Source organism: Solidesulfovibrio sp. C21 (assembly GCF_047785625.1).
In the GTDB taxonomy this organism is placed as follows: domain Bacteria; phylum Desulfobacterota; class Desulfovibrionia; order Desulfovibrionales; family Desulfovibrionaceae; genus Solidesulfovibrio.
Genome location: NZ_JBLODY010000023.1, coordinates 1 through 20051, shown reverse-complemented (window position 1 = coordinate 20051; position 20051 = coordinate 1). Strand labels below are relative to the sequence as shown.

General features: G+C 63.3%; 18 protein-coding genes. 15 read left to right on the top strand and 3 right to left on the bottom strand.

From position 1 onward, the window contains the following. Positions 1 to 2 precede the first annotated feature (2 nt). The 14 genes from ACMZ6R_RS09125 to ACMZ6R_RS09060 all read left to right on the top strand — a co-directional run bounded on the left by ACMZ6R_RS09125 (position 3) and on the right by ACMZ6R_RS09060 (position 14371). The gene (locus tag ACMZ6R_RS09125) at positions 3 to 1733 is read left to right on the top strand and encodes a hypothetical protein (protein ID WP_416110616.1); all 1731 of its coding nucleotides are present in this window, start codon (positions 3 to 5) and stop codon (positions 1731 to 1733) included. A gap of 141 nt (positions 1734 to 1874) precedes the next feature. Continuing rightward, positions 1875 to 3242, top strand: a complete 1368-nt coding sequence (locus ACMZ6R_RS09120; protein ID WP_416110615.1) for a hypothetical protein — start codon at positions 1875 to 1877, stop codon at positions 3240 to 3242. A gap of 43 nt (positions 3243 to 3285) precedes the next feature. Further along, positions 3286 to 3846, top strand: a complete 561-nt coding sequence (locus ACMZ6R_RS09115) for a lytic transglycosylase domain-containing protein (protein WP_416110614.1) — start codon at positions 3286 to 3288, stop codon at positions 3844 to 3846. A 115-nt stretch (positions 3847 to 3961) separates the two neighbouring features. Beyond that, positions 3962 to 4306, top strand: a complete 345-nt coding sequence (locus tag ACMZ6R_RS09110; protein WP_416110613.1) for a carboxymuconolactone decarboxylase family protein — start codon at positions 3962 to 3964, stop codon at positions 4304 to 4306. 105 nt (positions 4307 to 4411) lie between these two features. Continuing rightward, on the top strand, positions 4412 to 4894 hold the full coding sequence (locus ACMZ6R_RS09105) for a hypothetical protein (RefSeq protein ID WP_416110612.1): 483 nt from the start codon (positions 4412 to 4414) through the stop codon (positions 4892 to 4894). Between the two features lie 25 nt (positions 4895 to 4919). Continuing rightward, positions 4920 to 5873 carry a nucleoside recognition domain-containing protein gene (locus tag ACMZ6R_RS09100; protein WP_416110611.1) on the top strand — a complete coding sequence of 318 codons (954 nt, stop codon included), beginning with the start codon at positions 4920 to 4922 and terminating at the stop codon, positions 5871 to 5873. 16 nt (positions 5874 to 5889) lie between these two features. Beyond that, complete coding sequence (locus ACMZ6R_RS09095; RefSeq protein ID WP_416110610.1) at positions 5890 to 7044, top strand: lytic murein transglycosylase; 1155 nt, start codon at positions 5890 to 5892, stop codon at positions 7042 to 7044. Positions 7045 to 7071: 27 nt separating this feature from the next. Continuing rightward, positions 7072 to 7899: a polysaccharide deacetylase family protein gene (locus ACMZ6R_RS09090; protein WP_416110609.1), complete on the top strand. Its 828-nt coding sequence runs from the start codon at positions 7072 to 7074 to the stop codon at positions 7897 to 7899. A 258-nt stretch (positions 7900 to 8157) separates the two neighbouring features. After that, complete coding sequence (locus tag ACMZ6R_RS09085; protein WP_416110608.1) at positions 8158 to 9540, top strand: MATE family efflux transporter; 1383 nt, start codon at positions 8158 to 8160, stop codon at positions 9538 to 9540. Between the two features lie 18 nt (positions 9541 to 9558). Continuing rightward, positions 9559 to 10248, top strand: a complete 690-nt coding sequence (locus ACMZ6R_RS09080; protein WP_416110607.1) for a ubiquinone/menaquinone biosynthesis methyltransferase — start codon at positions 9559 to 9561, stop codon at positions 10246 to 10248. Between the two features lie 91 nt (positions 10249 to 10339). After that, complete coding sequence (locus ACMZ6R_RS09075) at positions 10340 to 10945, top strand: class I SAM-dependent methyltransferase (protein WP_416110606.1); 606 nt, start codon at positions 10340 to 10342, stop codon at positions 10943 to 10945. Between the two features lie 21 nt (positions 10946 to 10966). Continuing rightward, entirely contained in the window at positions 10967 to 12340 is a 1374-nt protein-coding gene (locus tag ACMZ6R_RS09070) for a cytochrome ubiquinol oxidase subunit I (RefSeq protein ID WP_416110605.1), read from the top strand. Positions 12341 to 12402: 62 nt separating this feature from the next. Next, positions 12403 to 13419, top strand: a complete 1017-nt coding sequence (gene cydB, locus ACMZ6R_RS09065) for a cytochrome d ubiquinol oxidase subunit II (protein WP_416110604.1) — start codon at positions 12403 to 12405, stop codon at positions 13417 to 13419. Between the two features lies 1 nt (position 13420). Then, entirely contained in the window at positions 13421 to 14371 is a 951-nt protein-coding gene (locus tag ACMZ6R_RS09060) for a UbiA family prenyltransferase (protein ID WP_416110603.1), read from the top strand. Positions 14372 to 14548: 177 nt separating this feature from the next. Here ACMZ6R_RS09060 and ACMZ6R_RS09055 read toward each other — a convergent pair whose 3' ends face one another. From ACMZ6R_RS09055 to ACMZ6R_RS09045, 3 genes are read right to left on the bottom strand one after another with little or no spacing between them, the layout of a single operon-like run. After that, on the bottom strand, positions 14549 to 17662 hold the full coding sequence (locus ACMZ6R_RS09055) for an efflux RND transporter permease subunit (protein ID WP_416110602.1): 3114 nt from the start codon (positions 17660 to 17662) through the stop codon (positions 14549 to 14551). Next, a complete protein-coding gene (locus tag ACMZ6R_RS09050) occupies positions 17659 to 18816 on the bottom strand; it encodes an efflux RND transporter periplasmic adaptor subunit (protein ID WP_416110652.1) in 1158 nt (385 codons plus the stop codon). Before ACMZ6R_RS09050 ends, ACMZ6R_RS09055 begins: the two co-directional genes overlap by 4 nt. Positions 18817 to 18821: 5 nt before the next feature. Continuing rightward, positions 18822 to 19502 (bottom strand): CerR family C-terminal domain-containing protein, encoded by a 681-nt coding sequence (locus ACMZ6R_RS09045; protein WP_416110601.1) that lies wholly within the window; start codon positions 19500 to 19502, stop codon positions 18822 to 18824. Between the two features lie 189 nt (positions 19503 to 19691). Here ACMZ6R_RS09045 and ACMZ6R_RS09040 point away from each other — a divergent pair, with 189 nt between their 5' ends. After that, on the top strand, positions 19692 to 19997 hold the full coding sequence (locus ACMZ6R_RS09040) for a putative quinol monooxygenase (protein ID WP_416110600.1): 306 nt from the start codon (positions 19692 to 19694) through the stop codon (positions 19995 to 19997). Positions 19998 to 20051 lie beyond the last annotated feature (54 nt).

Below are 20051 nucleotides of genomic sequence, written 5' to 3'. Positions count from 1 at the left end.
CCATGATGCGACTTCACCGCGCCGTTTTGGGTCTTTTGGGGCCGGTTTTCCGGTCATCGTCCGGTTCCACGCTGTTGTGGATGATCGGGGCGCTTGTGGTGCTTGGCTCTGTCGCGGCCGGTGTGGCGCTCATGAGTCCGTCGGCGTCGCGGGGAAAGCTGGAGCAGGAAGCCGGCATGCGGGCGTATTACAATGCCAATGCCGGGTTGCAGTTTCTCAATTCCGCCAATGACGCCGGGGAAAGCGCAAAAATAGATTTCAGTAATTTTACGAGCAGGATGGGTGGTACCGGTGTTGTGACCTATACCATGCCCGACAATGGGGCATTTTCCTATCAGTTGGGGAACCTGAATGCAAATGGTGTGAATGGGACATACCAGATCACGAATTTGATCGGCACAGTGCAAGATGTAAACGATAAGAGCGCTTATTCCTATGTTATATATGGGGGAGGAAAGGGGGAAAGTTCAATAGTCGAGTATACTCCCCAACAAAATTCTTCCGGAGCCTACAGTGGAATTCATGGATTTACTACTAAAAATTTTAATACAGTGAGTAGAACAACATATGATGAAACTATTGTTGGTAAAAATGTAAATCTTGCTACATCTGTTGTTATTGGAGGGGATGTTATATCTTCAGGAGATACTTATGTTGGAAGTGGAGCTACTGTTAAGGGATTAATTTGTTCCAATGGCGATGTTGAAACTAATGATAAAGTAACTATATATGGTCCAATACGGGCACAGGGGAATGTTAAGTTGGGATCTTCTGGTAGTGTAGTTAAGAATGATATATATGCTAAAGGAGATGTGGAGATAGGGCCTCATAATACGGTTGAAGGCAATATACATGCTGGTGGAAAAGTAACTTTAGGCTCTCCGTCCTATGTGTTAAAGAATGTCTATGCTGGTGGTTCGTTAGATCTTGGCAGTAGTTCAAGAATTTCCAAAAATGCCTATGTCGGTAAGAATGTATCATTGGAATCTGCGTCATATATTGATGTAGACCTTTATGCGGATGGTAATCTAACTATTGGGCAAGATTCCACAATAGGTGGAATTACATGTTGTGGTGGAACAATATCTGGTGACCAAAGTCATATAAATAAATGTGCAATATTTGATTCTTCAAAAATAATTTCTCCAACTTTGCCAGAATCTTGCGAAATTTTGTCTGCACCTAGGCATGCTGATAGTTCAAATTTTCCATCTTCCGGCCAAGATAAAACTGTTCCGCAAGCCAGTTCTCTAAGCTTAGTGCCGGGAACATATGGAAAAGTTAGTTTTCAATATAATTCTACTCTAAAATTGACGGCTGGTGTTTATCATTTTGTTCAACTTGATGCTAGTAATAGTAATTTAAAATTATATCTTGATATTTCTGATGGTGATATTACAATATTTATTACAAAGAATGTGCAGCTCGGCTATTTGTTTACGGTGTATATATCTGATGGAGGAGAGTATAAAAATTTTGATGATATAGATAAAACTTCAAGCGAGAAAGATATTGCGGCAAAAAGTTATTTGGAAACCATGGGGTCTTTTACTTTTGCGAGTAATAATAGCTGGATAGGAACGATCTATGCTAAGGGTAATATTGATCTCGGTTATATGACACATATAATTGGAGCCATGTTTACATCTGATGGGTCAATGGTCGGGCAAAGTGATGTTACAGCCTATTATGTGGAATCAAATTATGCTCGTGATAATTGGGTGGGTGAATGAGTATTTTTATATAAGCATAAAAATATAATTTGCTTATTGTATCCACTTAAAAAGAAGTATAGCCTTCAAGTTAGGCTCACGGCAGATATTCCATTATCCATTTCGCCGTAGGCTGTATCCTCACTGCGGCGAGTGGGTGCCATGGATTGCGACGGTGGGTCTGTACCGAATGCCGAAACGATCAATCCGGTTGTTTTTCAATCCGGCTCCACTCTCCTTTTCACCCTCGGCGCGCTCGTTATTCTCTCCGGCCTAGCCGCAGGCCTGGTCCTCTCCTCCCCCCATGCCGTCATATCGACACTGGCCGGCGCCAATGAAATGCGCGCCTACTACCTTGCCCTCTCCGGCCTCAACCTCTGGGCCGACGGCCGCACCGGCACCTTCGCCATAGGCGGCGGCACCATCACCCTGTCCCAATCCGCACAGGACGCGGGCGGTTCCGTGACCATAACCAGCATCGGCACCGTGGGCTCCGGCTCGACACAGGAAACCAACGTGCGCGTCACGGCCCGCCGCCAAACCGCCGCCACCATCACCTTCGCCAACGATATCGACGCCTTTAAGGCCCCCATCCTCGGCGCGGCCACCAATGTGGCGGACGCCATCCTCGTCTTCGGCACCGATGCCTCCAAGGCTTCCAATAGCCTTACCTATGCGGACTGGGTCTCGCTGTGGGCCCAATACGCCAGCCGCTACGCCGACGGCTGGGTGCGCCTTGGCGGCGAAACCCATGATTCGAACGCGGCGGCGTGGTACAACGGCAACAAGGCTTCCTGCGACGCGGGAAAATGCGCCTTGGGAAACGGCCTGCGCGCCTACTTCGGTTTCATCTTCGACGATTACGACAATTCGCGCGACTCCAAGGACAAGGGCGACGGCTTCATCTTTGCCGTGGTAACGGCCGAAAACGACCCGGCCACGGCAGCCGGCGGCATGGGCGAATACCTGGGCTATGCCGGCCCGGGAATCAGCGGGCAGGGCATAAAAGCCCCGAAAATAGCCGTCGAAGTGGACACCTACCCCAACCGGGGCGGCGGTAACCCTGCCTCGTCCAATTCCCGGCGCGACAAGTCCAACGCCAACCACGTGGCCGTGGTCTATTGGGGCGCGGACGAGACGAACGCCGACGACAACGTGCACGGCGCGGGGGCTGCGCCCCAAAATCCGGCCAATACCAGCCTGGGCTACCGCGAACGGGCTGCCCCCGGCGACGGGGCGAACTGGCTCGAAGACGGGGAGGAACACGCCATGCGCGTGGAAATCCACCGCGAATTGCAAGGTGGGGAGGGCATCTACACCGTGCTTGCCTGGGTCGACCCGACAGGCGCGGGAAGCGACGACGTGACCGCCGACTACACGGCCGAATCGCCCCTCGTATCGAGCGCCGTGCGTCTGGACGCCGCCGACCACGCCAGACTCGACGCCGTCCGCTTCGGCTGGACCGAGTCCACGGGCGCCGAAACCCAGACCGTGGCCATACACGACTTCGCCCTGGCCTTTCGCCACTAGGCGCGGCTTGCAAAATTTACCCCGTCCACGCACACTGGCCGCCATGCCCGCGCTTCGCCGCCTCCTCCCGGCCCTCGTGCTGGCCGTCCTTGCCGCCGCGCCAAAGGCCGGAGCCGACACCATCTACGAATATCGCGACGCCAAAGGGTCCATCCACCTCAGCAACAGGAAGCTCAGCGACAACTACCGGCCCTTCGACTACATGCGCCTGCCCGCCGGCACGGACGAGCGCAAGGTGGTCCCCTTCATCCGCTACTACTGCCGCCGCAACGGCCTGGACCCGCAGCTCGTGACCGCCATGGTGGAAGTGGAATCCGGCTTCGAAACCCGCGCCGTCTCCCCGAAAGGCGCGGCCGGGCTCATGCAGATCATGCCCGGCACCGGCAGGGATCTGGGCCTTGATGACGCCTTCGACGGCGCAAGCAACCTGGAGGCCGGCATACGCTACATGCGCCGGCTGCTCGACGCCTACGGCGACGTGCGCCTGGCCCTGGCCGCCTACAACGCCGGCCCCGGCCGCGTCCCAAAAGGCGGTCCCATCCCCGATATCCCCGAGACCCGGGACTACGTGGCCAAGGTCATGGCCCGGGCCGGACGGCGCTGACGCTCCCGGCCTTGACCCGCGCGCCGTTTTGCGCCAGCAGGGACCAATTCGGAAGCGGAGGGGTCCGCGTTTCCAGCAACCGCCGCCCCTGGGCGGCAAGAATAAGGAGAACGGCATGTCCACTGATTGGAACGGATTGCTTGGCGACGCCATGCAGGATCTCGGCGCGTTGGCCAAAGGCAATCCCAAAATCATGAGCGCCATACGCACCTTTGACGAGGCGGCCGCCGCCCATGGCGCTCTCGACGCCAAGACCCGCGAACTCATCGCCCTGGCCGTGGCCGCGACCACGCGCTGCGAAACCTGCATCGCCGTGCACAGCAAGGCCGCCGTGGACGCCGGAGCCAGCCGCGAGGAACTCCTTGAAACCCTGGCCGTGGCCATAGGCCTCAACGCCGGCGCGGCCTTCGTCTACTCGTCCCACATCCTGAACGCCTTCGACACCCTGTCCAAGAAGTAAGGCCCAAACGCGGCGGGACGGTTGGCAACCCTTCCGCCGCCATGGACAAAATGGCCGGAACATGCTTTCTTCGCGCCGCACGGATCGCATCTCCCGGAGGCTTCCATGGCGCGTAGGGCGTTGACGGCATTTCTGGTCCTTTCGACCTTGCTGCTTGGCGGCTGCGGCCTTTTTTCCGGGACCGGACCGGCCAAAGAACCGGCCGCACCGGCGGCCATGCCCCTGACCGAAGACAACGTGGCCATGGTGCGCATCGCAGTGGCCAGGGCCAAGGCCACCGCGCCCAAACCCGAAGACCCGGACGCCTACCGGCGCTACGCCCGGCAGGTCTACGTGGCCTCCTGGGCCGGTAAATGGGCCGCCGCAGCCACCACCGACGCCGCCCTGGCGGCGGCCAGGGCCGGAAGCGACCCGGCCCGGGAATACCTCACCATCATGGTCTACGACATACAGCTCACCTCCGCCATGGAGGGCGTCACCCTCTCTCCCGAGGACTGGCGCGCCGTCTACGTGGGCGCGGGCGTGATGACCGACGCCGTCTTCACGGGCTACGCCGCCTTAAGCCGCAACAACAAGGTTATGCCTTAAACAACCGGCCCCGGTCGACCGCTCCATGCAATCTCGCCTCGCCCAACTGCCCGTCCAGGCCGCGAAAGTGGCCAAGGACGCCGCCCGGATCTGCCTCGACCTGTTCAAGGTCATGGTGCCGATCCTGATCGGCGTGAAAATCCTCAAGGAACTCGGGCTCATCACGTTTTTGGCCAAACCCCTGGCCCCGGTCATGGGGCTGGTCGGCCTGCCCCCGGAATGCGGCCTGACCTGGGCCACGGCCATCACCAACAACCTCTACGCCGCCCTGGCCGTGCACGCCGCCCTGGTCCCGACCATGGAACCGCTGACCGTGGCCCAGACCACCGTTATCGCCACCATGATGCTCGTGGCCCACAATATTTTCGTCGAAGGGGCCATCGCCAAAAAATGCGGCGTGGGATTTGCCGGACAGGCGGTCCTGCGCCTGACAGCGGGGCTCGCCTTGGGCGCGTTGCTCCACGGCCTTTTTGCCGGACTGGACCTTTTCACGGAGCCGGCGCCGCTGCTGTTTATTCCCTCGGCCGCGGACGCGGGTCTGGCCGCCTGGGCCTTCGGCGAAGTGAAAAACCTGGGCATGATCTACTGCGTCATCGCCAGCCTCGTCGGGCTCATGCGCCTGCTGGGCGCCCTTGGCGTGACGCGTCTTTTCGAAACGGCGCTCATGCCTTTTTTGCGGCTCATGGGCATCGGCCGGGCGGCCGCCACCATCACCGTCATCGGGCTGGTCATGGGGCTGGCCTACGGTTCGGGGCTGATCCTGCTCGACGTGCGGCAGGGGAAGGTGGAACGCCGGGACGTGTTTTCGGCCATAAGCCTCATGAGCCTGTCCCACGCGCTTATCGAGGATACGCTTTTAATGTGCTTGATCGGCGCGAGCCTGTGGGGCACATTTGTCGGGCGGCTCGTCTTTTCCCTGGTCGTGGTGGCGGTCTTGTCCCGGATCGCGCCGGCATTGGCCAGGGCCAGGACAGCCTGAAGACGTCGGGGGAGTGATGGACAAGGCTTGGATGGCGCGGTTGCGGTGGCGCTGGTACGGATACGCCCTGTCGGTGGCGCTGGTCGCGGCTTTTCTCGGGGCCGCTCTGGCCGCATTGGCCGCCTCCACGGTGGACCCGGCCTTCGAGCCGGTGGTGCGCCGGCTTGTGGCCGACGGATTCTCCGAATCCAAGCTGCGCCGGCTGTATTCCCGCGCCGAGATGGCCTTTTCCCAAAACGCCATGGCCGATAAGCTGACGGCCCTTTACATGCGCAAATACGGGCTGCGGATCATTGCCGACGCCCAGAACAGGCTTTCGGCCCTGGGCTGGTATCCCGGCCCGGTGGACGGGCGGCTGGACCGCATGACCAAATGGGCCATCAAGTCCTACCAAACGGCGGTCGGGCTGCCGCCGAACCCCGTGGCCAGCGAAGCGTTGCTGGCGGAGTTGGCCAAAAATCCGGTGCGCGCCCCGGAGAACATCGCCTATCCGGACTTCAGCGCCCGGGAGGTGCACGAGGTGGTGCTCACCCCGGAGCGGCTGGGCGAGGCCCGGGAGTTTTACGCCCGCAACCGTGAGGCGCTCTCCCGGGTGCGGCAGCGCTACGGCGTGCCCGAGGAATACCTGGTGGCCCTGCTCGCGGTGGAGACCCGCGTCGGGCGCTATCTGGGCGATCAGGTGGCCGTGGTCAACCTGTCGAGCCTGACCGCCGCCGAGGACCTGACCCGGGTCGAGTCGGTTTTCGCCTACGAAAAACCTTCGCCCGACCGGCGGGCCTGGCTGGAGAAGAAAGCCCTGGAAAAGGGCGAATGGGCCTACAGGGAACTCAAGGCCCTGCTGCGCTACGCCGACGCCCAGAATATGGACCCGCTGTCCATTCCCGGTTCCATTTACGGCGCCATAGGCATCTGCCAGTTCATGCCCTCCAATGCGCTCAAATACGCCGTGGACGGCAACGGCGACGGCAAGGCCGACCTCTTTGAAGTCGCCGACGCGCTGATGAGCCTGGGCAACATCCTGCGGGCCATGGGCTGGAAGCCGGGCATGTCCGACGAGGCCATGCGCAAGGTTTTTTACGCCTACAACCACAGCCGGGTGTATGTGAACACGATCATGGACGCGGCCGCGCGGTTGCGTGATGACGCCGCGTCCGGTAGGCTTGCGCCGTAAAGAGTTGCGATACCCGGGAGGGTGCCCATGCGCGCCGAAAGGCTTGTCGCCGCCGGTTCGGCGGTTTTGTGCCTGCTGCTGCTTCTCGCGGCGGTCCCGGTCCGGGCCGCGACCATCCTCGTCTACCACAGTTTCGGCGGGCGCTCGTCCATGTCCATTTCCATGGCGGCGTTCGCGGCCCAGCTCGACTATCTGGAACGCACCGGCCACAAGGTCATTTCCCTGGACGAACTGGCCCGCTGCATCGACGAAAAACGCAATCCGCCCGAGGGGGCGGTGGTCATCGCCGTCGACGACGGCTGGTCCTCGGTCATGGATGCCTACGCGGAGCTTAAGCGCCGCAACCTGCCCTTCACGCTCTTTTTGCCCATGGCCTACGTGGGTAGCGCCAAGAGTCCCAAAACCCTGACCCAGGCCGACATCAACGAACTCAAGACCTATCCCAAGGTCACCTTCGCCAACCATTCCTACAGCCATTCCCCGCGCCTGACCCGGGATGCGGCCTTTGCCCGCGAGGACATCCGCAAAAGCGTGGAGCGCTTCCGGCAGGTGGTCGGCCACGACACCAAATACTTCGCCTACCCCTACGGTTCGACCAACGCGGCCTATACCCAGATGCTCGAGGAAGCGGGGTTCACGTACCGCTTCGTGACCGGCTTCCAGCCGGTCAGCGCCCAGACCCCGGTTGCGGCCATCCCCCGCATCGCCGCGCATCACCTGTCCCTGCCCATGCTGGCCTCGGTGCTGCGCGACCACGAAGCCATGATGGCCCGGGTGAAGCCCGCGCCGGCGACCGACGGCCCGATGCTCTCGGCCAGGCCGCCGGCGGAAAAGATTCCGCGAAATATCGAATAGCGCCTGGGCCCGGGAAGTCCCCGGCCGTGTGCGGTGGCGATTGTCGGAACAGGGCCGCCGTACCGGCGCTCTGTCCCTGCGGCGCGCGCGATCCCGGCGCCTTGCCGCCTCGCCGGTGCGCCGGTTTCCGGCCACGGCCGTCTTTTGCATTGACGCGTCGCCGCATCTTTGCCATTCTACTCGGCTTCGCGGACGGTTGTGTATCCTCCGCCGTCCAAACCGGGGCGCACCATCGCGTCGCCCCACGAGGTCGTCATCATGAAACGCTGGCATGGGCCTGGCGGCTATGCCCATGTGCTGCGGGTCGGGTTGCCGCTTTTGGCCGGCATGGCCTCGCTGACCGCCATGCACCTGACCGACAGGCTCTTTCTGAGCTGGTACAGCCAGGACGCCCTGGCCGCAGTCATGCCCTCGGGATCGGCTTTTTTCCTGTGCACATCCTTTTTCCTCGGTACGGTGGGCTACGCCGGCGTGCTCATCGCCCAGAACGTGGGCGCGGGCAGGCCCCGGGACATCGGCGCGGTGTTGTGGCAGGGCGTGTATTTCGCCCTGGCCTCCTGCCTGACCCTGGCCGCCCTGTCTTTCGCCTCGGAGGCCGTCTTTGACGCCATGGGCCATGCGCCCGAGGTGCAGCGGCTGGAAGTGACCTATTTCCGGGTGCTCATGCTCGGCGCCGGGCTCATGGTGCTCGAGGCCTCCCTGGCCGCCTTTTTCAGCGGCCGGGGGCTCACCCGGGCCGTGATGCTGGTCAATTTCGGCGGCGCGCTCCTCAATATTCCGCTGAACTACGTGCTCATTTTCGGCCGCCTGGGCTTTCCGGCCCTGGGTGTGACCGGTTCGGCCCTGGCCACGGTGGCCGCCTGGGGGGCTATGGCCGCCATCTACGTCGCCCTGGTTTTCACGCGGAAAAACGACCGGCTCTTCCACGTGCGTCGCGCCTTTCGCCCGGATTCGGCGATTTTTCGCAGGCTCGTGGTCCTGGGCACGCCGGGCGGGACCCAGTTTTTCCTCGACATGTTCGCGGTGACGGTCTTCATCGCCCTGGCCGGCCGGCTCGGCACCACCGAGCTTGCCGCCACGAGCCTGGTCGTGTCCGCCAACACGCCGGCCTTTATGCCGCTGCTCGGCATGTCCTCGGGGCTGGCCGTGGTGGTGGGGCAATCCATGGGCGCGGGCCGGCCGGATCTGGCCAGGCGCGCCGCCGGCAGCGCCTTGCGCCTGATGGCCGCCTATATGGCGGTCATGATCGTCGTCTTTCTGGGCCTGCCGGAGCAGTTGGCGGCGTTTTTCCGGCCGCGTGGGGATGATGCCGGTTTTGTCCGCGTCGTTGCCCTGTGCCGGCCGCTTTTCGCTTGGTGCGCGGCCATCGGCTGCTGCGACATCGTGATCCACATGGGATTCGGCGTGCTGCGGGGTGCGGGTGATACCCGCTTTCTCATGCTGTCCGCGGCCGGCCTTTCCCTTTTCGCCCTGATCCTGCCGGCCTGGCTCGCCGTGACCTACGTCCATGTCGGCATCGTGGCCCTGTGGAGTGTGTTTTTCCTGTACGGGCTCATGCTGGCCGTGGTGCTGACCTTGCGCTACAAAAGCGGGGCATGGCAGAAGATATGCCTTGTCGCCCCGGCTGATGCTGCCGGGTAGGCATTCGCGGAGGGACGCATGCGCGACACCAAGGTGCGGCGGATGTTCGAGGACATCGCCTTTTCCTACGACTTCCAGAATTCCGCCCTGTCGGCGGGCGTGGACATCTACTGGCGCAAACGTCTGGTGGAAGCGATCGAACCCGGCTACGGACTGGTCCTCGACGCGGCCACGGGCACGGGCGAGGTGGCGCTGGCCATCCGTCGCCGCCGACCGGGACTGCGGGTGCTGGGGCTCGATTTCTCCCCGGCCATGCTGCACGTGGCCCGGGAGAAGATCCGCAAGCGCTGTGTCACGGGCTATTCGCTCGGCGTGGCCGACTGCCGGGAACTCCCGGTGCGCGGGGGCTCCGTCGCCGCCGTGACCATGGCCTTCGGCATCCGCAACATCACCGAGCGCGTGGCCGTCATGCGCGAATTTAACCGCGTGCTGGTCCCCGGCGGGCGCATGCACATCATGGAATTCGGCATGCCGCGCCATGGCCTCGGCAAGGCGCTGTACCGCTTTTATTTCGACCGCATCCTGCCGCCGTTCGGCAACTTCCTTTCGCGTACGGACTATGCCTACAGCTATCTGGTCGAGTCCGTGGACGCCTTTCCCAAAGACCGGGACTTTCTGGCCCAGATGGCCGAGGCGGGCTTTTCCGAGTGCTCGGTCACGGACCTGACGTTCGGCCTGGCCCGGATTTTCACCGGGCGCAAGCCGTAGCCGTAAAAGAATTTTTTCCTTGACATCGCCCCCGGCTGTCTGGTGCAACATGGCATGATGACGCCTGTCCGGCGCTAAGGAGATGGGGAGTATGGAGGTCAACTGGCCGGAGCGGTTTTACTGCCGCAGCTTCGTGCGCAAGATCGCCCAATGGCGCGAAGTCAATTACTTCCGGGCCACGCGGGCCATTCCCGCCGGGGCGAAAGTGCTCGAGATCGGCTGCGGCGATGGCGGCGGGGCGGGAATTTTCGCCCGGCTGTTCAAACCGGGCCTCTACCACGGCCTCGACGTGGACCCGGCCATGGTCAAGGTGGCCGCCGGCCGACGCGCGAAAAGCGACCTGGGCCGCTTTGCCCTGTTCGTCCAGGGCGACGCCGAGCGCCTGCCCTACCGCGACGGGGCCTTCGACGCCGTGGTCAACTTCGGCATCATCCACCACCTGCCCGATTGGCGGCGCGGCCTGGCCGAAGTCGGCCGGGTGTTGCGGCCGGGCGGGACGTTTTATTTCGAGGAAATCTATCCGCCGCTCTACGCCAATCCGCTTTTTCGCGTCATGCTGGCCCACCCTCGTGTGGACCGTTTCCATGGCCCCGAATTCCGGGCGGTCATGGACGGGCAAGGCCTGTCCCTCCAGCCGGGCTACCACGAATCGTCGCTTTACATCCTCGGCGTCGCCGTCAAAAATCCGCGCCCCTGACGGCGGGGCACTGGAGTCGCCATGGACTTTCTGACCGATCCCGTTTTCCTGTCCCGGCTGCAATTCGCGCTGACCACCGCCTTTCATATCACCTTCCCGACGCTCACCATCGGGCTCGGCGTCTACCTTGTCGTGGTCGAGTGGTTGTGGCTGCGCACGGGCGATCTGGTCTACTTTCGCCAGTTCCGCTTCTGGTCGCGGCTTTTCGCGGTCAATTTCGCCGTGGGCGTGGTCTCGGGCATTCCCCTGGAATTCCAGTTCGGCACCAACTGGGGGCCGTTTTCCGCCACCGTGGGCAACTTCTTCGGCCAGGTGCTCGGCTTCGAGGGCACCATGGCCTTCATGCTCGAGTCCGCCTTCCTCTACATCATGCTCTTCGGCTGGAAGCGGGTGGGCCCGAAAATGCACTTTACCGCCACCATCCTGGTGGCTTTCGCCGCGTCGCTCTCCGCCTTCTGGATTCTGGTCGCCAACGCCTGGATGCAGACGCCCTCCGGCGGGCACATCGCAAACGGCATCTTCGTGGTGGATAATTATCTGGCCGCCATCTTTTCGCCCGACCTGCCCCTGGCCTTTACCCACATGTACCTGGCCTGCCTGGAGGTGAGCCTGTTTGTCATCGGCGCGGTCTCGGGCATCAACATCCTGCTGGGGCGGCACACGGAGTTCTACCTCAAGTCATTTAAGATCGCCGCCGTCGCCGCCTTGGTCGTCACGCCGCTGCAGGCTCTTATCGGCGACGCCAACGGCCAGGAGATCGGCCGGCTCCAGCCGGCCAAGGTCGCGGCCATCGAGGCCCATTGGAACACCAACAAGCCCGGCACCGGCGCGCCCTGGAACATGCTCGCCTGGCCGGACCCGGAACACGAGCGCAATTATTTCCAGATCGAGATACCCTACGGCCTGAGCCTGCTCATCACCCATTCGCCGACCGGCATCGTGCCCGGGCTCAAGGACTTCCCCAAGGAGGACCGGCCGCCCATCGTGCTGCCGTTTTATTCCTTCCGGCTCATGGTCGGCATCGGCTTCATCATGGTGGGCGTCATGCTCTGGACGTTTTGGGAATGGAAGAAGGGCCGGCTCACCGTGGATGCCGCGCCGGGGCGCAAATGGCTGTTTCTGGCCTGGGCGGCCATGGCCGGCGGCGCCTACGTGGCCGTGGTCATGGGCTGGATCACCCGCGAGGTGGGACGCCAGCCCTGGCTGGCCTACGGGCTCCTCCGCACCGGGCAAGGCCATTCGGACCTGACCGCCGGCGAAGTCTGGGTGTCGCTGAGCGGCTTTATCGTCGCCTATACGATACTTTTCTCCCTGTTCGTGTTTTTCATGGGCAAGCTGCTGCGAAAGGGCCCGGACATGGAAGAGCTGCCCCCCGCCGCCCACGCGAAAGGGTAGGGTGGGGCTGGACGGAAGCAACGTCGGATCAACGGCGCGAAGGGAAGAAAAAGAGGCTGCTGATGGACGGACCTATGGGCATCGCCGAAGCGTGGTACTGGATAGTGGCCCTGCTGTTGTGGCTTTACGTCTTTACCGACGGGTTCGACCTGGGGGTGGGCTTCTTGTGCCTGCACACAGACGACGAGGCCTGGCGGGACGCCATGACCGAAACCATCGACGGCGTGTGGCACGCCAACCAGACCTGGCTGGTGATGCTCGGCGGGGTGCTCTTCGGCGCCTTTCCGCTGGTCTACGGCACGGTGCTGGCCGCGCTCTATCTGCCGGCCGGCCTGCTGCTCTTTGCGCTCATGGCCCGGGGTATCGGGCTCGAATACCGGGCCGAGGCCGAACGCAAGCGCGGTTGGTCCGTGCTTTTCGGCATCGGCAGCGTGGCCGTGGTGCTGGCCCACGGCTTTTTGCTCGGCGGCATCTTGCAGGGCATGCACTTCGACGGGCTGCGCTACACCGGCGGCGCCTTCGACTGGTTTTCGCCCTTTACCGTCCTGGTCGCCCTGACGCTCCTTTTCCTCTACGCCATGTTCGGCGCGGCCTGGCTGGTGCTCAAGACCGAGGGCGCGCTCCAGGCGAAAGCGAGGCAGTGGGGGGCGCGCTACGGCGCTGCGGCCGTGGTGATGCTGGTCGTGGTCATCGGCTACGTCGCCCTGCACGGGAACATGGGCTATCTGGTCGGCCGGCCGGGCGGGCAGGGGGGGCTTTCCCCCATGTTCATCGGCTTGGCCCTCGCGGCGGTCCTTTGCGCGGCGTTTTATTTCCAGGCCCTGGGCAAGGGGCGGGACGGCCAGCCCCTGGGCTGGTGCGCCGCCATGCTGGCGTTTGTCTTCGCCGCTTTTGGCGGCAGCCTCTTCCCGGTCATCGTGCCCCCGGGCCTGACCGCTGCCCAGGCCGCCTCGCCGGCCGGGATGTTGCGCGTCATGCTGGCCGTGATCGGCGGGCTCATGCCGGTGATCCTTTTCTACAACGCCTACCAGTACCGGGTTTTTCGCGGCAAGGCCGCACCGGAAAACGAGATCGAGTAGTTTGGCCACATCCCCCGCATCGAATTCCTGCGCCCCGACCGGGCGTTTCGCCCTGACCGTCTACCTGGCCCTTTCGCGCACGCCCCATGGGCTGCTCGATCTGGCCGGGCCGTTTTGCGCCGCCTTGCTTTGCCGGGGCGGCTTTCCGCCGCTTTCCGTCGTGGCCCTTGGCTGCGTCACCGTCTTTGCCGGCTACACCGCCGTCTACGCCCTAAACGATATCGTGGACTACCGCTCGGACAAGCGGCAGGTGGAGGGCAGCGGCGCGGATGAGCGCGCCGGTTATCTGGACGCGGCCTTTATCCGCCATCCCCTGGCCCACGGCTGCCTGTCCCTGCCGGCGGCCATCGTCTGGTTTCTTTTCTGGGCTGTGGTCGCCTTTGTCGGGGCCTTTGCGCTCAGCCCCGTCTGCGCCTGGCTGCTCGTTGCCGGCTGCGTGCTCGAGGCGGCCTACTGCCTGCTTTTGACCGTCACCCACCTGCGCGCGATCATAAACGGCGTGGTCAAATCCCTCGGGCCGCTGGCCGCCGCCTTCGCCGTCAACCCGGACCCGCCGGCCTGGTTTCTGGTCGGGCTTTTCGCCTGGGTCTTCACCTGGGAGATCGGCGGGCAGAACATCCCGGCCGACTGGCACGACGCCACCCGCGATGCCGCCACCGGCGCGCGCACTATGCCGGTGGTGCTCGGCTACAGGCGGGCCAGCCGGCTGGCCGTGGCCACGCTGACCGCGGGCGTCGTCATCGCCGTGCCGCTTTTCGCCGGCTCGCCCCTGGCCGTTTCCACGCCCCTAAGCCTCGTCGCCCTGCTCGGCGGGGCCTGGCTCGTGTTGCCGCCGGCCCTGCGCCTGGCCAAAAACCTCGACGACGCCGACGCCTCGGCACTCTTCAACCGCGCCAGCTTCTACCCGGCCCTGTCCCTGGCCGTTTTGCTCATCCATTTAATTTTGCGTTAGGTGAGAAGAGCGAGGAAGAAAGTGCGAGAGGGGAAACCCTTTTGAAAAAGGGTTCTCCCCTCTCGCGCTCTCCCCTTCCTCAAACTTTTAACGGTGACAGGCTGTTACTGGTAAAAGTCTTTGGAAAGGGGGCCCGGGGGGAGAACCTTTCTCCAGAAAGGTTTCCCCCCGGCTCCTTTATAAAGGATTTATAGCGGATGCGCGGCTGTGGCTGCGCCGGCGCAGGTGGCGGCCCAACCAGTTTTGGAGGGCGTCGAGGTAGATGTAGTAGACGGGGGTGAAGTAGAGTGTCAGCAGCTGCGACACGATGAGTCCGCCGACCACGCAGAGCCCCAGCGGCCGTCTGGCCGCCGCGCCCGCGCCGAAGCCCAGGGCGATGGGCAGCGTGCCCATGAGCGCCGCCATGGTGGTCATCATGATGGGCCGAAAGCGGGTCAGCGCCCCCTCGTAGATGGCCTGGCGGGCGGGAAGCCCCTGGCCGCGCTGGGCTTCCAGGGCGAAGTCGATCATCATGATGGCGTTTTTTTTCACGATGCCGATCAGCATGATGATGCCGACGAAGCCGTAGATGTTGAGATCCATGCCGAAGAGCATGAGTGTGGCCAGGGCGCCGACGCCGGCCGAGGGCAGCCCCGACAGGATGGTCAGGGGGTGGATGAAGCTTTCGTAGAGGATGCCGAGCACGATGTAGATGACCAGCACGGCCATGGCGAGCAGCACGGCCATGCCGGTGAGCGAACTCTGGAAGGCCTGGGCCTCGCCCTGGAAGCTGGTGAAGATCGAGCCCGGCAGTTCCTTGCGGGCCAGGTCTTCCACCGCCGCGACCACGCCGCCAAGCGACGCGCCGGGCCGCAGGTTGAACGAGATGGTCACCGACGGCGTTTGCCCGGAATGGTTGACCGAAAGCGGCCCCACCGACACCTCGCGCTTGACCAGCGTGTCCAGCGGCACGAGCTGGCCGTCGGCGGAGCGCACATAGAGCAGGGACAGCGCGTCGGGATTGGCCTGATAGGCCGGGGCCAGCTCCATGATGACCTGATAGGTGTCGTTGGGGGCGTAAATGGTCGATATCTGACGGTTGCCGTAGGACGTGGCCAGGGCGTTTTCGATCTGGTAGGCCGAAATGCCGAGTGCCGAAGCCTTGTCGCGGTCGATGTCCACGCGCAGTTCCGGGTTCTTGATCTGCAAATCCGACGTCACGTCCTGGATGTCGGCGATGCCGTGCATTTTCTGCTCGAAGGCGGCGGCCGCGGTGAAAAGTTCGTCCGTGTTCGAGGCCTGCAGGGTGAACTGGTACTGGCCCTTGGAGGACCGGCCGCCGATGCGGATGGGCGGCGGGTTTTGCAGGTAGGCCCGAAGCCCCGGCACCTGGGCGAAGGCCCGGCGGATGCGCTGCATCACCGTATCGGCGCTGTCCTTGCGCTCGTCGAGGGGCTTGAGCGACAGCATCATGCGGCCGTTGTTGTTGGTGTTGTTCGGGCCGCCCGAGCCGATGACGGACATGTATTCGGAAACGTCCGGGTCCTTGGCCGCAATGGCGTTGAGCAGCTTTTGGCGCTGCATCATCACCCCGAATGATACGCCTTCCTCGGCCTCGGTCGTGACCGTGAGCCGTCCCGTGTCCTCGCTTGGCAAAAAGCCCTTGGGAATGGCCCGGAAAAGCCACACCGTCACCCCGAGCAGCACCAGCGAGACGCACATGGTCAGGACGTGGTGCCTGAGCACCAGACGCAGGCTGACGTCGTAGAAGTTGCGCAGGCCGTCGAAGGCCCGCTCGACGGCGTTGTAGACCCTGCCGTGGCGCACCGGGGCATGGGGCTTCAAGATCAGGTTGCACAGCATCGGGGTCAGCGAAATGGACACGAAGCCGGAGATGAGGATGGACACCATGATGGTGACCGCGAATTCGTGAAAAAGCCTCCCCACCACGCCGCCCATGAAAAAGACCGGCAGGAAGACCGCGGCCAGGGAGATGGTCATGGACACGATGGTGAAGCTGATTTCCTTCGACCCTTCCATGGCGGCGGCCAGGGGCGTCTTGCCCATTTCCAGATGCCGCACGATGTTTTCGAGCATGACGATGGCGTCGTCCACCACGAAGCCGACGGACAGGGTCAGGGCCATAAGCGAGATGTTGTCCAGGCTGAACCCCAACACGTACATGGCCGCAAACGTGCCGACCACGGACATGGGCAGGGCCAGACTCGGGATGATCGTGGCCGGGATGTTGCGCAGGAAAAGGAAGATGACCATGACCACGAGGCAGACGGTCAGGACCAGGGTGAATTTGACGTCGGAGACGGACTCGCGGATGGATTCCGACCGGTCGTAGAGCACGCGCAGGTCGACCGAGGCCGGCAGCTGCGCCTGGAAGTGGGGGAGCAGCGCCTTGATGGAATCCACCACTTCCACGGTGTTGGTGCCGGGCTGGCGCTGGATGGCGAGCACCAGCCCCGGCGTGCCGGAAAACCAGTTGAAGCGCCGGGTTTCCTCCACCGAATCCGTTACGTTGGCGATTTCGGACAGGCGCACGGGCGAGCCGTTGCGCCAGGCCACGATCAGCGGCTTGTAGCCGGCGGCGGTGAGTAACTTGCCGCTCGAGCGCACGGTGTATTCCTTGGACGGGCCGGATACCGTGCCGACCGGCAGGTTGACGTTGCCCTTCTTGACCGCGTCCGACACCTCGTCCACGCCGATGCCCTTGGCGGCCATGGCTTCCGGGTCGAGCTGGATGCGCACGGCGTATTTTTTCGAGCCGTAGACCGAAACCTGGGCCACGCCCGGCACCATGGAGATGCGCTGGGCCATCATGTTCTCGGCGTACTCGTCGACGTCGGACAGGCGCATGACGTCCGAGGAGATGGCCAGGTAGAGGATGGGCGCATCGGCCGGGTTGACCTTGCGGAAATACGGCGGCGAGGGCAGGTCGTCGGGCAGGTCCTTGCCGGCCGTGGTCATGGCCGACTGCACGTCCAGGGCGGCGGCGTCGATGCTGCGGTCAAGGGCGAACTGGAGGGTGATGCGCGTGGACCCCACGGAGTTGATGGAGGTCATGGAGTCGAGGCCGGCGATGGTGGAGAACTGCTTTTCCAGCGGGTTGGCCACGGCGGCGGCCATGGTCTCGGGGCTGGCCCCGGGCAGCGACACCCGCACCTCGATGGTGGGGAAATCGACGTTGGGCAGGTCGGACACCGGCAGCTTCAGGTAGGCCATCACGCCGAAGATGAGGATGGCGGCCATGACCAGGGTGGTCATGACCGGCCGGGTGATGAATATGGCGGCCGGATTCATTGCGCGGCCTTGGCGTCGGCCTGCTCGGCGGTCGGGGCGGTTTTGGCTTCGGATGCTGGCTTGATGGCGGCCTTGAGTCCCGGGGCCAGGCGCACCTGGCCGTCGGTGACCACCATTTCGCCGGGGGAGAGCCCCTTTTCCACCACGGTCCGGGCGTCGATGATGGGGCCGGGCGTAATCTGCCGGGCGTCCACCCTGCCGTCCTTTTTGACCACATAGACGTAGGGACCCTTGAGCCCGTCCATGACGGCCTGGGTCGGGATGACCATCACGTCGGCAAGCGTGGACAGGGTGAGACCCACCCGCACGAACTGGCCGGGCCAGAGCTTGTGATCGGCGTTTTCGGCAATGGCCTTCAGCCGGATGGAGCCGGTCTTGGAATCCACGGCGTTGTCGATGGAGGCGAGGTTGGCCGTCACCGGGCGGGAATCGTCCTCGCCGGCCGGGACGGCGGTGACGGTGAGCGCGCCCTGGCGGTTTTTGGCCTGGATGGCGGGCAGATAGCGTTCGGGCAGGGAAAAGGCGATGAAGATGGGGCTGATCTGGTTGATGACGCACATGATCCGGTCGTCGCCCGCCTTGAGCACGTTGCCGACGGTGAGCATCACCGTACCAACCCGGCCGGCGATGGGGGCGCGGATGTCGGCGTACTCGAGGTCCAGGCGGGCCCGGTCCAGGCTGGCCTCGTCGAGGCGGATGGTGCCTTCCAGGGTCTTGGCCTGGGAAAGGGTCTGGTCGTACTGCTCCTGGGCCACCACGTCCTTGGATTTGAGCGTGGCGTAGCGCGTCAGGTCCGCCTCGGCCTTGACCAGCAGGGCCTTGTCGCGGGCCAGCTTGGCCTGTCCCTCGCGGATGGCCAGATCGAAGGGACGCGGGTCCAGGCGGAACAGCGGATCGCCCTTGGCCACCTGGGCGCCGTCCTTGACCAGCTGGGCGGTGATGGCCCCGTCGACCCGGGGTTTGACCGAAACCGTGGCCATGGGCTCCACGTTGCCCACGGCCTTGACCACGAAGGGCAGGGTGGCAACGACGGCGGGAACGGCCACCACCGGCACCGGCCGGGCGTCGCGTCCGGCTTTTTTCTCGCCGGAGCCCCCGCAGGACCAGACACAGCATACGGAAAACACCAGTATCAGGGCGCGCGAAACAAACATGCGGCTCACAAGGCGTCTCCACAAAGCGGTTCAAGGGTGGGCTGGGGGAAGTGCATGGCGTCCGGGAAGCCCATGGCAGCCAGGGAAAACCGGGTGATGTGCAGGGCCAGGGCGTCGACGCCGTCCTGGCTCGGATCGCAATCGGGATAGAGTCTTTCCAGGATGGGCTGGTCGAGAACGAAATGACGGCACTGGCCGACGATGCTCTGGGCAAAGCGGGCCACGGTCAGGGGATTGGGATCCCCGCCGAGCAGCGCGGCCACGATGTCGCGCAGCACGGCATTGGCCGGAGCCAGACAGCGTTCGACCACCGTGGTCAGGTTGGGCGAGGGTTCGGCCATCTCCCGGGCCATCAGCCGCATGAGCCAGCTGTGGCGGCCTTTGTCCTCGAGGCGCAGGAGAAGAGCCCGGATGTAGGCGTAAAGCCGCACTTCCGGAGGGGCATCGCCGACGAGCCCCAGGTCCGGGGGATAGCGCCGGCCGGCCTCGCGATGGGCGTGTTCGAGCACCGCCTGGTACAGGCGGTCCTTGCTGCCGAAATGATAGTGGATGGCGGCCAGATTGGCCTTGGCCAATTTGGTTATCTCGCGGACGGTGGCGGCTTGATACCCCTTGCAGGAGAAGATTTCGCCAGCGGCATCGAGGAGCCGCCTCCTGGTTTCGTCTTCACGACCGTTGCCAGTCATCCGTCCGCCTTGCGTGAGCCTGCATTGCCCTGGGATGTACGGCGGAAAAGCCGGGCCGGTCAATACTTTCCCGGGACGACGCGGCCGGGTTACGGCTTTGCCATGTTCGGCCGGTCCCGGCGTTGACCTGGACGCCGAAAAGACCTAGCCGGTAGACTCCTTGCGGTAAATCGAAAAGGAGGATCACCAATGGCGGAAGGCGTCGTCAACGTCGTGGCCAAGTTCGTGGCCAAACCCGGCCTCGAAGCAAAGCTCAAAGCGGAACTCACCGGGCTTATTGCCCCGACCCAGAAAGATCCGGGCTATATCGCCTACGACCTCTACGAGTCCACGTCCCGCCCCGGCGAGTTCGTGCTCATCGAAGCCTGGGAGAACCGGGAACTTTTGGCCAGCCACTTGCAAACTCCCCATCTGACAGGGTTCGCGGCCAAGGCCCCCGAACTTATGGTCGCGCCCATGAGCGTCAAGCTCTTCGCCGAGCTTCCCGGTTTCTAGAGATGTGACCCCCGGGGGAGGGAACCCCTTTTTGAAAAAAGGGGTTCCCTCCCC